Here is a 13,371-nt window from a genome sequence, read left to right as displayed (position 1 = left end):
TTAAGTTAAAGTAAGCTTCATAAACTATTAACATTAATTTATGGAGAATAAATTAAATGAACTATACTTTTAAGCTTTTTTTAAGTCTTCTTTTTCTAGTGATTCTATCTGGTTGTAACTCAGGAGATAATATTATTGACTATTCTTCGGAAGACACTCAGGAACAGAAATTTACTAAATCTGCAGATTATAACGAAGAGCGTAATGTTTATTTTGGAGATCTTCACGTCCATACAAAGCATTCTTTTGACGCTTTTATTTTTGGAACAACAGCTACTCCTGATGATGCATACAGATATGCTAAAGGTGAATCTATAAAGCATCCACTTGGTTACGACCTTCAATTAAGAAAACCTTTAGATTTTTATGCTGTGACTGATCATGGTTTCTTATTAGGAAATGTAGAAGGTTGGTCTGATCCTTCTTATGGAGATGCTACTAAACCTTTTCATGACTTAAATAGAGAAGAGAATCGCACAGTAGATTCTATAGCAGATAGAGGGGCGTTATTTGGTTATTACATAAGAAATCTAGCTACAGGTATAAGTTTTTGGGGTGCACTAAAGGCTTTATTCACGGGCGACCAGGCTCGAGCAATTTCTATTTATGATGTTGATATACATAGATCGGCTTGGAAGGATGTAATAGAGAGTGCTCAGAGGCATAATGATCCAGGAAATTTCACTTCTTTTATAGCATATGAATATACTTCATCATCAACTTTTTCTGCTGAGAATAGGAGCTTACTAAATCCTAATGGCTCAGGACCATTTGAGCAGGGAAATCTGCATCGTAATGTAATTTATAGCGGAGATAAAATAACAGCTGAACCCTTTACTCGATTAAAATCTTTAAACCCGGAAGATCTTTGGGAGTGGATGGATAATTTAAGGGAACAAGGAGTTGATACAATAGCAATTCCTCATAATTCAAATGGTTCAAATGGCCAGATGTTTGAATCTGAAACTTGGGATGGATTTCCCATGGGTAAAAGTTATGCTCAACTCAGAATGAGAAATGAGCCTTTAGTTGAAGTAACTCAAGTTAAGGGAACTTCGGATACTCACCCTTTGTTATCTCCAAATGATGAATGGGCAGATTTTGAAATAATGGATATGCGAGTTGGAAGTGCACAATACAGTAAACCCTATGGCGGTTATGTTAGGTCAGCATACCTAGATGGGCTTGGATTACAGGAAGAGAAAAGAGGAAATCCTTATAAATTTGGCTTGGTGGGTGCAAGTGATACTCATACAGGGGCAATTTCCGATGACGAATCAAACTTCTTTTCAAAAGTAGGTATTCTAGATGGAACCCCTAGTTTAAGGGGTTCAGCCCCTTTAGAACAATTTGCAATAGACGCATTAGGTCTTCAGGATGAAGCTGATCAAGCTGTAAATGCAGCCTTAGGAGATGGACAAAGTCTAGCATTAGATGCAGATGATGTAAGCGTTAATGCTCGACTAATTACTGTAAAAAAGATTGGTGATAATTATTATAATGATGGCACTTTCAAACAGTGGAGCGCTTCTGGTTTGGCAGTTGTCTGGGCTGAGGAAAATACCCGTGAATCTATTTTTAGCGCCTTTAGAAGAAAAGAAACTTACGCAACTTCAGGTACAAGAATTAAATTAAGGTTTTTTGCAACTGAAGGTTTAAATGATTCTGTGTTATCTCAACCAGACATGGTAAAAAAAGCATATTTAAATGGCGTACCTATGGGAGGAGAAATAATTTCAACTTCAGATAAATCTCCACAATTCCTGATTTGGGCTATGCGTGATAGTGATGGCGCTCCTTTGCAGAGAGTTCAGGTTATTAAAGGTTGGGTAGATGAAATCACAGGACGGCCCAATGAAAAGATTTATGATGTAGCCTGTTCAGATGGTTTGTCTGTAGATCCTATAAGTAATAGATGCCCTGATAATGGTGCAAGAGTGGATATAATTAATTGTTCCATAACCAACGGAGTAGGATCATCAGAGCTTAAGACTATATGGGTAGATCCAGATTTTAATTCTAATCTTAAATCTTTTTACTATGTAAGAGTCTTAGAGAATCCAACTTGTAGGTGGTCTACTTGGGATGCCATTAATACTGGAAATATCCCTAGACCTGACTTACCAAGCACAATCCAGGAAAGAGCTTGGTCCTCGCCTATTTGGTATACACCTGAATCTCAAAAAGAAACTGACTATATGCAGATTAATTAGGATCCCAAATATAAATTTTAAAACTTTATATTTAAGATGACTAAGAAGTTAAGTATTTTTATTAGTCTTGGAGTTCTAATATATCTCTTAAATTCAATTTATGGCCCTTCAATAGTCAATAATTTAATTTTAGTGCAAGAAGAAGAATTAAGTTCTTTAAAAGAATCTTGGGCATCTCAGGTAGGAAGACCTCCAAATGAAGAGGAAGTAGAAGGTATTATCAAGCAGTTAGTTGATGAAGAAATTTTATACAGAGAAGCTATTAAACTGGGCTTAGATAAGGGGGATATAATTATTAAAAGGAGGCTAGCGCAAAAAATAAGTTTTCTACAACAAGAGTTTCAGGTCAGAGAACCTTCAAAGGAAGAGCTAGAAAAATTTTTCATTCAAAATAGAGATAAATATTTAATTCCGAGGAAGTTTAGTTTCACTCACATTTATTTTAACCAAGATAAGGATGGTTTAAAGAGGGCAGAAAAAGCATTAATGAACCTATCTAAAAACTCAAAAAATATAAATGGAGATCCATTTTTATTAGGTAAAAATTTTGTTATGAAGACACCCATAGAAATAGAAAGATCTTTCGGTCAAGCTTTTTTAAATTCATTGAAGAAGTTAGAGACAAATCTTTGGGTAGGGCCTATTAGTTCAATCTATGGAAGTCATATAGTCAATATAAGGGATAGCGTTCCAGCTAAATTTCCTAATCTTAACGAAGTAGAGGCTAGGGTAAGAGAAGATCTTCAATTTAAACTAAAATCTATCGAGATGGAACATTTCTTAAAAGGCTTACGTAAAGAATATTCTGTAGAAATTCAGTCAGGATAGATATTTATGATATCTAGATTAATCCTCTATTTATTTCTTTCTGCAATCAGCTTAAATATACTTTCTCATGAAATGAATCCAGCTCGATTAATTGTCGAGGAATTGTCAGTTGGCAAGTACAAAGCCACATGGATGTATCCTTTAAAAAATAATAATATTGAACCTGAGGTAACATTTTCAAATTGTAAAAAGTTCAATGATGGTCTTCCAAAACTTAATGGGAAATATCTAGTAAATGAGATGGTTTTGGATTGTGATAGTTCAATGCAAGGACAGTCAATATCTATAAAAGGTTTATCTAGAACCACAGATGCTTTAGTTGCTATTAATTATTTAGATAAAAGCTCGTTTCAAGGTTTAGTTACTGTGAATGACTCAAGTATCATTATTCCCTCAGAAATAAGTATTTATCCTACAAGTTATTTCCGTCTAGGAATAGAGCATTTATTAAGCGGCTTTGATCATATTCTTTTTATCTTTGGTTTACTTTTTATAATTCTAGGTTTGGGCACACTTATAAAAACAATTACTGCATTTACAGTTGCTCATAGCATTACTTTAGCAGTATCAGTTCTTGGTATTTTTAGTCTTCCCCAATTAGTGACTGAATCCTTGATAGCTTTGACTTTAATTTATTTGGCCCTAGAGATTGATGAAAAGACCTTATTTAAGACAACTCCTTGGTTTTTTGCATTTGGTTTTGGACTATTACATGGCTTTGGTTTTGCAGGTGCCTTAACAGAGATTGGAATAGCAAATGAGAATTTAGCATTTTCACTTCTATTCTTTAATTTAGGAATAGAGGTTGGTCAATTATTGATTCTAGCTGTCTTTGGAATTAGTATCATTGCCTTTAAATATTTAAATATAGAAGAATTTGTACATAAATTTTCATCTTATTTCATAGGTGGAGTAGGTTCCTTTTGGCTGATAGAAAGAATCTTAAGTATTTTAAATTGATTCTATTTAGATCTCTTCTTTCCACTTAGAGTTAATATTCAGTAAAATTTATAAAGCTTTTTTTTAGTAAAAGTTTCTAAAGAATAGTTCTTTAATCCTAGTTTTAATATTTATAAATCAAAGAATTCTTTTATTCCGGCATCGACCAGGATTTTATCTAGTGATGTTTTATCTTCTAGAATCATGTATCTATGCTTAAGCGCGGCTAGAGATTTTACATGATATTTTTGAGGTCCTCCTAAACTATGCATAAATTTCGTTCCATTTAATTTTATAGAAATTTCTTTTTTATTTGATCTTATGCCTGCAGTAATTGCTTCTGTCCATGGTAAAAAGGTATTAGCAATTTCCTCTTTAAGGATTGGCATTAGAGTTGGTGAAAGTAAGTCCCATGATTCATACGGACCTTCCTCTTTAGGGTTTAACATTCTCTGAATCCATGGTAATAAACCGGAATATTTATGTTCAATTATGGTTCTAGGAGTTGGGTCAGTCCAAGCATTATAAATTTGTCCCCATAAACCAAAATCAGCATAACTTGGTTTTTTTCCGAATATAAAAGGTCTATCTTTAAGATGTTTTTGCATTAGAGACAATAGATTCATGAATGACTCCGAAATCTGATTTTCTGTGGATTTATTCGAACCAATTACCCAAAGTCTTTTACTCATCCTGTTCTTAATTAAATTAGAAATTCTATACTTTATGATTGTGTTTATGATTGGTATATATTTTATATAAGAAGGTAAGTTCATCTCTGCAATTCTAGCGCTCGCAGAGTTTTGATCTATTTCAGCTTTCCATCTGTACTGAAACATATGCTTATTTCCCCATTCATCAGCATATTCTTCTAATAGAAAAGATATAAAAGCTATACTAGGATCATCTGGAACTATGGATTTATTTGTGTGTAATTGTTCTAATTTATCCATAATTACTGTTGAATCTTGAATGCCTTCTTTATTCGGAGAAATAACTAAAGGTATTATTGGTAATTTAGAGTATTTTTGAAATACTTTTTCATTAGAGGGACCTCTGATTATCCATGAATAAGGTATTTCTTTATATCTAAAGTAAGAACGGATTTTTACTGAATATGGAGATATTTCTCCTCCAAAGAGCTTATATTTTTTTGTCATTATTTTAAAAATTACTACTCTATATAATAATTATTTATTCTTTTATGAACAATGAATATCTAAGAGAGATGCCTTATAGCTTCTTTCAACCAACCTGTTAGCGGTTCTTCAATTTGATCTATTGATTTATATTTTTTTAAAGATTGCCCTAAATTATTTATGCCTTTATTGAGGTCTTTTAATAAATTTATATCATTTTTTATATCTTCTAGAGGGGTTATATGCACTTTTACGGTAAATAAGATAGATTTAGTTATGGCTAACCTCCTAATGGTTTGCCTTTCTACTCTAATAAATAATTTTTCCCCCGCATTATAGTTGTTAATATCTTTTGCTCTTTTAATGGATCTTTTGTTTATGGCAGGTTGATAAAGATCAGGACTCTCATATATTGACCAATTAAATCTTTGAAAGATTTTCTGATTTGGCAAGTTAATAAAAATATGGTTTACCTTATCACCTATAAGATTTGAGTAAGTTGGCACATCATCATGTACATCCATTAAGGACTTATTAAATTTTTCTGTCAGCGACCAATTAGAAGGTGAACATAAAGAGGCGGCACTTAGAAAATATTCTTTGTCTTGACGACTCATAATTAATAGATCTTCTTGTACTAAGAGTGCAGCGGATTCCAGTGGTGTTAAGTTCTCCTGGAAAAATATATTTTTTTTTGCTTTTTGATAATGATCAGGATGGTAGGTAGATAGATTTTGAGTTATTAATTTTAGTACTTCTTTTTGAGAATCTATTGACTCCGGAGTGTCTTGGTAAACTTGAGTATGGTTGTCAATAAAAAGTGATTTTTTATTGTTTATCTCCTTGGCAAAAAAGCTGTCTATTTCTAGCCATTTAGAACTAGCTATAGTTTCAAGTCCTATCTTAATGCCTCCTTTTCCATTCTTATAAGGAATATGAATAGGTTTTTTTTTCAAAACTCATCTAACCCTCTCTTTTTCAGTAGGGGTTCAATTTTAGGTTCAGCTCCTCTATAACGTTTATATTGAGTCATTAAGTCATCAGTATTACCTGCAGAATAAACATATTTTTTTAATTTATTGGCCGTTTCCTTATCAAATATTCCCTTTTCACGAAAGGGTTGAAATGCATCAGCTTCTAATACTTCTGTCCAAAGATAACTGTAATATCCCATAGAGTATCCACCTGCAAAAATATGGGCAAAGTAAGTACTTCGATATCTACTATTTATCTCAGGGATAAGACCGAGGGAGTCTAGAGTGTTTTTTTCAAAAATATTTGCATCTTCTATTTTTTGATCTTGAGTATGCCATGCCATATCAAGATATGCAGCTGCAACATACTCAGTCGTTGAAAAGCCCTGATTAAATTTTGATGCTTTAGTAATTTTTTTAAGTAGTTCTTCAGGAATGGGCTCATCAGTTTGATAATGTTTTGCAAAAGAAGCAATAACTTCTGGCTCTCCGGCCCAATTTTCCATCATTTGAGAGGGAAATTCTACATAATCACGGGTAACTCTAGTGCCTGATAGGCTTGGATATGTAGCATCTGAAAGTAAACCGTGAAGTGCATGACCAAATTCATGAAACAAAGTTGTTACTTGCTCAAAGGACAGCAAGCTTACTCCATCTTCATTAGGAGGAGGGAAGTTACAAGTATTCATAACCAAGGGTATCTGCTTTCCGTCAAATTTACTTTGACTTCTAAAGGTGTTCATCCAAGCTCCGCCACCTTTGTTTGATCTTACCGTATAATCTGTGTAAAAAATACCTATGACCTCACCAGATAAGTTCTTAACTTCAAATGTTCTTATATTTTCTCTGTATTTAGGCAAATCAAATCTTTCCGTAAAATTAATTTCAAATAATTTAGTAGCAACATCAAAAGCTCCTTGTAGCACTTTGTTTTCGCTAAAATAGGGCTTTATCTCCTCCTCTGAAAAGTCATACTTGAGTTGGCGTATTTTTTCTGAATAATGCCACCAATCCCATGCAGCCAATTTAAAATTCTTACCTTCTTCTTGAATAAGATTTTGCATTTCCTTAGCTTCACTCTTAGCTCTTTCTAGGCCAGGTACCCAAACTTGATCTAAAAGATTTTTAACTTGCTGAGTATTTTTCGCCATGGTATTTTCAAGAATAAAATCTGCATGGGTTTTATAACCTAATAAATTTGCTTTTTGGGTTCTAAGGTCAGCCATCTGTATTGCTAAATTCTTATTATCTTTTCCATTATCATTATCCCCTCTTTTAATATATGATTTATACAGCTTTTCTCTTAAATCTCTTTTAGTTGAGTAGGTTAAGAAAGGATACATACTGACCCTGGTGGGTTTAAAAATCCATTTACCTTTAGAGCCACTACTTTCAGCTAATTTTTGGGCCTGATTAATTACATCTTTTGGCAGCCCCTCTAGCATGCTTTCATCTTCAATAACTAAGTTATAACCTTCGTTGGTCTCTTTAAGTAGGTTTTGATCAAATTGGAGAGACAAAGAGGATAATTGCTGATTTATTTCTGTCAGTTTATCCATGGAGTCAGTATTTAACTGCACTCCTGATCTAATAAATTTTTTATACGTTTCGTCCACTAATCTTTGTTGCTCTGTATTTAGATTTAAAGTAGATTTTTTTTGATAAACACTTTTTACTTTTTTAAATAGATTTTTATTTAAAGAAATCTTATCCCCGTGAGCTGAAAGTAATGGGCTTATTTCTTTAGCAATATCATCCATTTCATCATTTGTATTAGAACTTAATAGATTAAAAAAAACATTTGATACTTTGTCTAAGGTCTTACCTGTCCTTTCAAGTTCTACAATTGTATTTTCAAAAGTTGGTTCATTTGTATCTTTTACTATTCCATCTATTTCAATTAGATGCTCTTTCATTCCTGCAAGAAACGCTGGCATATAATGTTTTGACTTTATATCTTGGAAGGGAGGAATTTTATAAGGGGTAGAGTATTCTTTTAAAAAAGGATTCATATTTTTATTCTCACTACAGCCTAAAAGAAGACCAATAAAGGTAAAGGTTATTATTAACTTATTCATAAACATTAAACTTATATTAAAGATCCATCCTGTCAATTATAAAGGGCCTCAAAGACCCTTTATGTTTTGTTATTAATTTAGAAAAGTTGGAACCCTTGGAATGATTTAACAAGGGTAGAGCTATTTGGATCTGTAGATAGCTGAAATTCAATCCATTCTTTATTTTGATCAAGTTCATTACTAAACTTAGCCATATCAGCCCAACTTTTAAAACTCATAAGGTAATGCAGATTACCTGTTCCTCCAATGCCCTCTCTATAAGAATCAATTTTAGCTCCAAGAGATTCATGAATTTTCTTGGCTTTAGCAAAATTATTTAAGACTTCTGCCATTTTTCCAGGTGCTGGATTCCATATGAATACTCTATAAATAGGGTAGTCATCAAAACTATTGGCTTTAACTGTATTATCTAAATTTATGCCTTCAAGACTTGCAATTAATTCTCCTGAAGGTCTTGCTCCAACTTTCTTCCAAAAATTTATCATTTCCTTATTAGTTCCTTGAGCTTCTTTGGTTGCAGCCCAACTTTCTAAATCATCCCATCTTAATACATAGTCAAATGCTTGATTTGGAGATCCTACACCAAGTTGGTATGCATGTACTTCTGCTCCTAAGTTTTTGTGTATAACAGCTGAATCTCTCATGTGCTGTATTAAGGTTGGGATTTTACCAGGAGAGCTTTTCCAGGTAAAAACTTCTAGTATCTCAGAATATGTTGTAGGTGAAAGCGTCAAAAATATTGATACTAGTATAATATTTATTTTGTTCATAATGATAACTTCTCCTATAGGTTTAATCTTTTAACATTACACACTATTATTTAAAGTCTAGGAAGTGTTATTATAAAATTTTTGAGCGAGCTAGAATGAAAACAAAAATTTGTTCCGACCTTGGTATTGAATATCCTATTTTTGCTTTTACGCATTGTAGGGATGTGGTGGTAGCTGTTAGTAAAGCAGGAGGCTTTGGAGTTTTAGGCGCAGTAGGTTTTTCGGCTGAAGAGTTAAAAAAAGAACTTGATTGGATAGACTCTAAAATAGGTGATAAACCTTATGGAGTTGATGTCGTAATCCCTCAAAAATATGAAGGGATGGATGAAATGGATTCGGATGTGTTAGAAAAGCAAATGAATTCTATGATCCCTGAAGAGCATAAACAATTTACTGAAAAACTATTAGTAGATAATGGAGTTCCACCTTGGCCAAATAAAGAAGAAAAAATGGGTTTGTTTGGTTGGACGCTAGCAACTGCAATGCCACTTGTTGAAGAAGCTTTAAAAAGACCTAATTGTAACATGATAGCTAATGCATTAGGAACTCCACCTAAAGAAGTAATTGATCTTATCAAGTCAAGTGGCAGATTGGTTGGAGCCTTATGTGGAAAACCTAAGCAAGCATTAGCACATAAAGAAGCTGGTATAGATGTTGTAATTGCTCAAGGGTATGAAGGAGGGGGCCATACGGGAGAGATAGGTAGTATGGTTTTATGGCCACAGATAATCGAAGTAGTAGATCCTATTCCAGTTTTAGCAGCTGGAGGTATAGCTAATGGAAAGCAAATGTTAGCAGCTATGTCTATGGGGGCTGCAGGAGTATGGACAGGGTCATTATGGTTGGCAGTAGAGGAGGCATTTGCCCAACCAGAACAAAAACAGTCATACTTTGATGCTGATAGTTCAGATACTGTGAGGTCTCGTTCCTGGACAGGAAAGCCGGCGAGAATGCTTAAAAATTCTTGGACCGAAGCTTGGGATCAGGATAATACTCCTGAACCTCTTGGAATGCCTCTTCAAGGTTTATTGACAGCAGATGCAATGAGACGAACTCATCAATATGCATCTAAAGGTAATGCTCAAGAAGTATCTTTTAATGCAATTGGACAAGTCGTTGGCCAAATTAATGAGGTTGAGACTTCCAAGGCGGTTATTTCTAGGATGGTTAATGAATATATTGATGCCTTAGAAATAGTTAATAATTTAATGCCCGATGTCTAAAGGAATAGATTTATTATTGTCAGAAAGGGATATAACTAACACATTATATAACTATGCCAAGGCGTGCGATGAAAAAGATTGGCTTCTATTAGATAGCGTTTTTTACGAATCAGCTATAGCAATTTATGGAGACCCTGATGGTTATGAGTGCAATGGGTTGAAGGAAATTAAATCGTTTCTTGCTGAAAGTCTCCAGCCTGTAGGAGATGCGCAACACTCTTTAACAAATTTACAAATAAAGATAAGTGAAAATAATGCTTATGTAACAAGTTATCTTGCTGCAATGCAGATGAGCAATGATATTAGTGCAGATCCGACGCAAGTTTGGGGTAAATATCAGGATCATTTAGTTTTAGAAAATGGCGCTTGGAAGATTATTAAGAAAAAATTAAAGATCTTCTTTTCAAAGTAATATGAATTTAAGAAAAATAATTGGCTATGGTTTATTAATTATTTCTGTCCCGCCTTATATTATCCTTTTTTATGTTCCATTTATGGAGATAGAAGTTAAAGAAATGGCATCTTATGCTGCTATCCTTTATGGGGCAAGTGCAGTAGCATGGTATGTAGGATTGGTTTTACTTGGTCCTGAAATAGTAGCTAAACTAAAAGAGTATTATCAAAAATTCAAGAATAAATTAATAAGAAAAAAGATATGATATATAAGTTAGATGAAATCATGAGTGAGCATGAATATGCTTCTCCTAATGAAATGGCAGGGTATATTTTGCATGGAGGACTGGATAAAAATGGTAACTATATTTCTCCAAGAACACTAAAACGCTGGGAGGCTGTCAAGTCATGGAAATCTAATCTTTTAGAGCAAGGCTATGAGCTTATTGATGGCTCTACTGATCTTCTTAAATATGGAAATTATCCAAATATTTCTCAAGCAAAATATCTTTTAAATTTATCTTTTGGGCAGTTTCTTTGGGATAGTTTAACTGTAACTGGAGTTATTGAAGCAAGGGGTCAAGCTCTTGCTGAAATTACTGCTCCTGATTTTCAAAAAATAATAGTAGAAGATATTTCTGAAACTGCTACTGGACATATGAATTCAGGTTTATTTAAAGCTCATGGGTTTGATGAAGGTGGAGATCCTGACAGTGAAAAGGGTGCTCATGATCAGATGTGGTTTGCAGCGAGAGATCTACTTTTTGGTAAGAATGCTTTCCCAGAGCCTGCAATTCCAGAATCGTTGGCTAGACCTCAAGATTCGTGGGAGATGCTTCAAATTCCTAATGAATATGAGGGCATAATTTCTCTTTTAATGAATGTGCTCATGATAGAAATCCGGGCAGAAAGTTTTTTCTCATACACTATGGAATTAGCAAGTTCTCCGGATGTTTTTAAAAATAATAGGGTCAATGCAGATTTAGCTTCTGAAATGATCTCAAGAATTCAAAAGGATGAAGCTATTCATGTAGCATATCTTACTGCAATTATTTCAGAGCTAAGGGCTTTCACCTTTAAAACTCATAATAATCTAGAGATAAAAGGGTCCTTATTTATTGATCCAGTGTGGAAAAAAATGGTAGCTTGGCATGGAAAAACGAATATAGAAGAAAGTAAAATTATCAGTATTAAAAACTTTGAAAATTTATTACAAGAAAATCAAAAATCAGATACTAGAGTCAAGGAATTCCATGCATTAGCAGACTAGGTTTTTCATGCTGAAATCTTTAGATCATATAATAATAGCAGTAAAAGACCTTTCAAAATCTACAGAATTTTACTCTAATTTATTTGGATTTCCTTCAACTTGGGAAGGCTCTCATGCTGGCCTTGGAACTAAAAATGTACTTTTTGTATTTGAAAATATGTATTTAGAGCTTCTCAGTAAATCTGGTGATGGATTGGGCGGGGCTTTTGTAGACAATCACATTAAAAATCATGGGGAAGGCTTGGCTGGTATAGCACTTGAAGTTTCTGGTATACAAGAGGCAAAATCTATTTTAAAAGAAAAAGGAATAAAAATAAATAAATCTATAAATGGAGAAGGTGTAAGTAGTGATTTAAAAAGAATAAGAACTTGGGAAAGTCTAATACTAGATCAAGAGTTAACTAAAGGTATTTTTACTATATTAATAAAGCATACTTCAAAAAAAATGTTGCAGAACAAAAAGGGTCATCCTAGCAACATTAAGAGATTAGATCATTTAGTTATAGAGACGGCTGATCCTGAAAATGCAATTAAGTTGTACAGAGATATTTATGGTATTCGACTTGCTTTAGATCAGAAAGTAAAGGATTGGGGAGGCAGAATGCTATTTTTTAGACTGAATCAAACAACCATAGAGGTTATTGGAAGGCCAGATTCTAAAATACAGGATGATAATCTCTGGGGTCTAGCTTGGTGTGTAGATAATATAGAGGAAACTTATAATCGTTTGATGGGCTGTGATATTAAAGTCAGTGAAGTAAGACCTGGCAGAAAAGCTAATACTTTAGTTTGCTCATTAGAATCGACAAAATCAGTTATTCCGACTTTAATTATTCAGCATCTTTAGACGTTTATCATAAATCCAAAAAGGTAAATAAATTATTGCAAAGCAAATTAATCCAATACCTATCAAAAATGGAATATGCATGGGTGGTGAAGGCAATAGATTCATTATTGTGACGGCATCAGGCCTTGTTCCTAGGTACCAATAATTTGCGGGCGGACCTAAGACCTTATTTACTAAGAGCATAAAGGTCATAACGCCCAGTGAAACCAAGATACATTTTTTTACAGAATCTATGGTTGGCCTATTCTTTAAAGATATGCTGGCAAACCCTATCGCTATTAAAATAGCTCCATGACCCCAAAAGAAAGAAATAAAAAGAGGATGAGGAAAAGCTAATTTTACATCTGGAGTAATTAGAGCCATTGTTCCTCCGGCAGCTGCCCAAAAGAAAGCAATATCATAAAAAATTCTGATCCTAAAGATTAAAAAAATAGCAATACTAAAGGTAGTGAGGTGGCACATATGCATTGGTAGAACTTGCATAAAAGGGTAATCAAAATAGAAGTGAAGATAGAAGGGTTTAAGTAATTGGTCGATGACCATAATTACAGATAAGATATATCCAAAATTATTCTTAATTATAAGGCTAGATTCCTTTAAATATAAAGGAAGAAATACAGATAAAATAAATATCATTAAAAGTGTAAGCAGGTGGCCTGTGCCGAATAATATAAAGGGTTGATATGCCATGAAATAA

Annotated in this window: 13 protein-coding genes; 8 read left to right on the top strand and 5 right to left on the bottom strand. The window is 33.5% G+C overall.

Annotation, left to right across the window (positions count from 1 at the left end):
* Window positions 1-56: 56 nt before the first annotated feature.
* From P8J93_07265 to P8J93_07255, 3 genes are read left to right on the top strand one after another with little or no spacing between them, the layout of a single operon-like run.
* The gene (locus P8J93_07265) at window positions 57-2,213 is read left to right on the top strand and encodes a DUF3604 domain-containing protein (GenBank protein MDG2061597.1); all 2,157 of its coding nucleotides are present in this window, start codon (window positions 57-59) and stop codon (window positions 2,211-2,213) included.
* Between the two features lie 36 nt (window positions 2,214-2,249).
* Window positions 2,250-3,041 (top strand): peptidylprolyl isomerase, encoded by a 792-nt coding sequence (locus P8J93_07260; GenBank protein MDG2061596.1) that lies wholly within the window; start codon window positions 2,250-2,252, stop codon window positions 3,039-3,041.
* Window positions 3,042-3,047: 6 nt separating this feature from the next.
* Window positions 3,048-4,001, top strand: a complete 954-nt coding sequence (locus P8J93_07255; GenBank protein ID MDG2061595.1) for a HupE/UreJ family protein — start codon at window positions 3,048-3,050, stop codon at window positions 3,999-4,001.
* 110 nt (window positions 4,002-4,111) lie between these two features.
* Here P8J93_07255 and P8J93_07250 read toward each other — a convergent pair whose 3' ends face one another.
* The 4 genes from P8J93_07250 to P8J93_07235 form a co-directional block, all read right to left on the bottom strand.
* Window positions 4,112-5,140 (bottom strand): glutathione S-transferase C-terminal domain-containing protein, encoded by a 1,029-nt coding sequence (locus P8J93_07250; GenBank protein MDG2061594.1) that lies wholly within the window; start codon window positions 5,138-5,140, stop codon window positions 4,112-4,114.
* 59 nt (window positions 5,141-5,199) lie between these two features.
* Window positions 5,200-6,075 (bottom strand): DUF3445 domain-containing protein, encoded by an 876-nt coding sequence (locus P8J93_07245; protein MDG2061593.1) that lies wholly within the window; start codon window positions 6,073-6,075, stop codon window positions 5,200-5,202.
* Window positions 6,072-8,105, bottom strand: a complete 2,034-nt coding sequence (locus tag P8J93_07240; protein MDG2061592.1) for a M3 family metallopeptidase — start codon at window positions 8,103-8,105, stop codon at window positions 6,072-6,074. The genes P8J93_07245 and P8J93_07240 overlap by 4 nt, the downstream gene beginning before the upstream one ends.
* A 143-nt stretch (window positions 8,106-8,248) precedes the next feature.
* Complete coding sequence (locus P8J93_07235; protein ID MDG2061591.1) at window positions 8,249-8,941, bottom strand: NIPSNAP family protein; 693 nt, start codon at window positions 8,939-8,941, stop codon at window positions 8,249-8,251.
* Window positions 8,942-9,036: 95 nt separating this feature from the next.
* Here P8J93_07235 and P8J93_07230 point away from each other — a divergent pair, with 95 nt between their 5' ends.
* The 5 genes from P8J93_07230 to P8J93_07210 are packed head-to-tail and all read left to right on the top strand — an operon-like array spanning window position 9,037 to window position 12,674.
* On the top strand, window positions 9,037-10,164 hold the full coding sequence (locus P8J93_07230) for a nitronate monooxygenase family protein (GenBank protein MDG2061590.1): 1,128 nt from the start codon (window positions 9,037-9,039) through the stop codon (window positions 10,162-10,164).
* On the top strand, window positions 10,157-10,576 hold the full coding sequence (locus P8J93_07225) for a nuclear transport factor 2 family protein (protein ID MDG2061589.1): 420 nt from the start codon (window positions 10,157-10,159) through the stop codon (window positions 10,574-10,576). The genes P8J93_07230 and P8J93_07225 overlap by 8 nt, the downstream gene beginning before the upstream one ends.
* Window position 10,577: 1 nt before the next feature.
* A complete protein-coding gene (locus P8J93_07220) occupies window positions 10,578-10,823 on the top strand; it encodes a hypothetical protein (protein MDG2061588.1) in 246 nt (81 codons plus the stop codon).
* Window positions 10,820-11,827 (top strand): hypothetical protein, encoded by a 1,008-nt coding sequence (locus P8J93_07215; GenBank protein ID MDG2061587.1) that lies wholly within the window; start codon window positions 10,820-10,822, stop codon window positions 11,825-11,827. Before P8J93_07220 ends, P8J93_07215 begins: the two co-directional genes overlap by 4 nt.
* Before the next feature lie 7 nt (window positions 11,828-11,834).
* Window positions 11,835-12,674 (top strand): VOC family protein, encoded by an 840-nt coding sequence (locus P8J93_07210; GenBank protein ID MDG2061586.1) that lies wholly within the window; start codon window positions 11,835-11,837, stop codon window positions 12,672-12,674.
* Here P8J93_07210 and P8J93_07205 read toward each other — a convergent pair.
* On the bottom strand, window positions 12,654-13,364 hold the full coding sequence (locus P8J93_07205) for a TIGR02206 family membrane protein (protein ID MDG2061585.1): 711 nt from the start codon (window positions 13,362-13,364) through the stop codon (window positions 12,654-12,656). The two genes, P8J93_07210 and P8J93_07205, sit on opposite strands and share 21 nt — an antisense overlap.
* Window positions 13,365-13,371 lie beyond the last annotated feature (7 nt).

Source organism: SAR86 cluster bacterium, from assembly GCA_029268615.1.
Classification (GTDB): domain Bacteria; phylum Pseudomonadota; class Gammaproteobacteria; order Magnimaribacterales; family Magnimaribacteraceae; genus JAQWNM01.
Note: the sequence above shows the minus strand (reverse complement) of the source record. Positions and strands in the feature narration are given on the sequence as shown.

Bases quoted from the DNA above. Each gene is read 5' to 3' on its own strand.
- P8J93_07265 (MDG2061597.1), top strand. From the start codon at position 57: ATGAACTATACTTTTAAGCTTTTTTTAAGTCTTCTTTTTCTAGTGATT.
- P8J93_07260 (MDG2061596.1), top strand. From the start codon at position 2,250: ATGACTAAGAAGTTAAGTATTTTTATTAGTCTTGGAGTTCTAATATAT.
- P8J93_07255 (MDG2061595.1), top strand. From the start codon at position 3,048: ATGATATCTAGATTAATCCTCTATTTATTTCTTTCTGCAATCAGCTTA.
- P8J93_07250 (MDG2061594.1), bottom strand. From the start codon at position 5,140: ATGACAAAAAAATATAAGCTCTTTGGAGGAGAAATATCTCCATATTCA.
- P8J93_07240 (MDG2061592.1), bottom strand. From the start codon at position 8,105: ATGAATCCTTTTTTAAAAGAATACTCTACCCCTTATAAAATTCCTCCC.
- P8J93_07235 (MDG2061591.1), bottom strand. From the start codon at position 8,941: ATGAACAAAATAAATATTATACTAGTATCAATATTTTTGACGCTTTCA.
- P8J93_07230 (MDG2061590.1), top strand. From the start codon at position 9,037: ATGAAAACAAAAATTTGTTCCGACCTTGGTATTGAATATCCTATTTTT.
- P8J93_07225 (MDG2061589.1), top strand. From the start codon at position 10,157: ATGTCTAAAGGAATAGATTTATTATTGTCAGAAAGGGATATAACTAAC.
- P8J93_07220 (MDG2061588.1), top strand. From the start codon at position 10,578: ATGAATTTAAGAAAAATAATTGGCTATGGTTTATTAATTATTTCTGTC.
- P8J93_07215 (MDG2061587.1), top strand. From the start codon at position 10,820: ATGATATATAAGTTAGATGAAATCATGAGTGAGCATGAATATGCTTCT.
- P8J93_07210 (MDG2061586.1), top strand. From the start codon at position 11,835: ATGCTGAAATCTTTAGATCATATAATAATAGCAGTAAAAGACCTTTCA.
- P8J93_07205 (MDG2061585.1), bottom strand. From the start codon at position 13,364: ATGGCATATCAACCCTTTATATTATTCGGCACAGGCCACCTGCTTACA.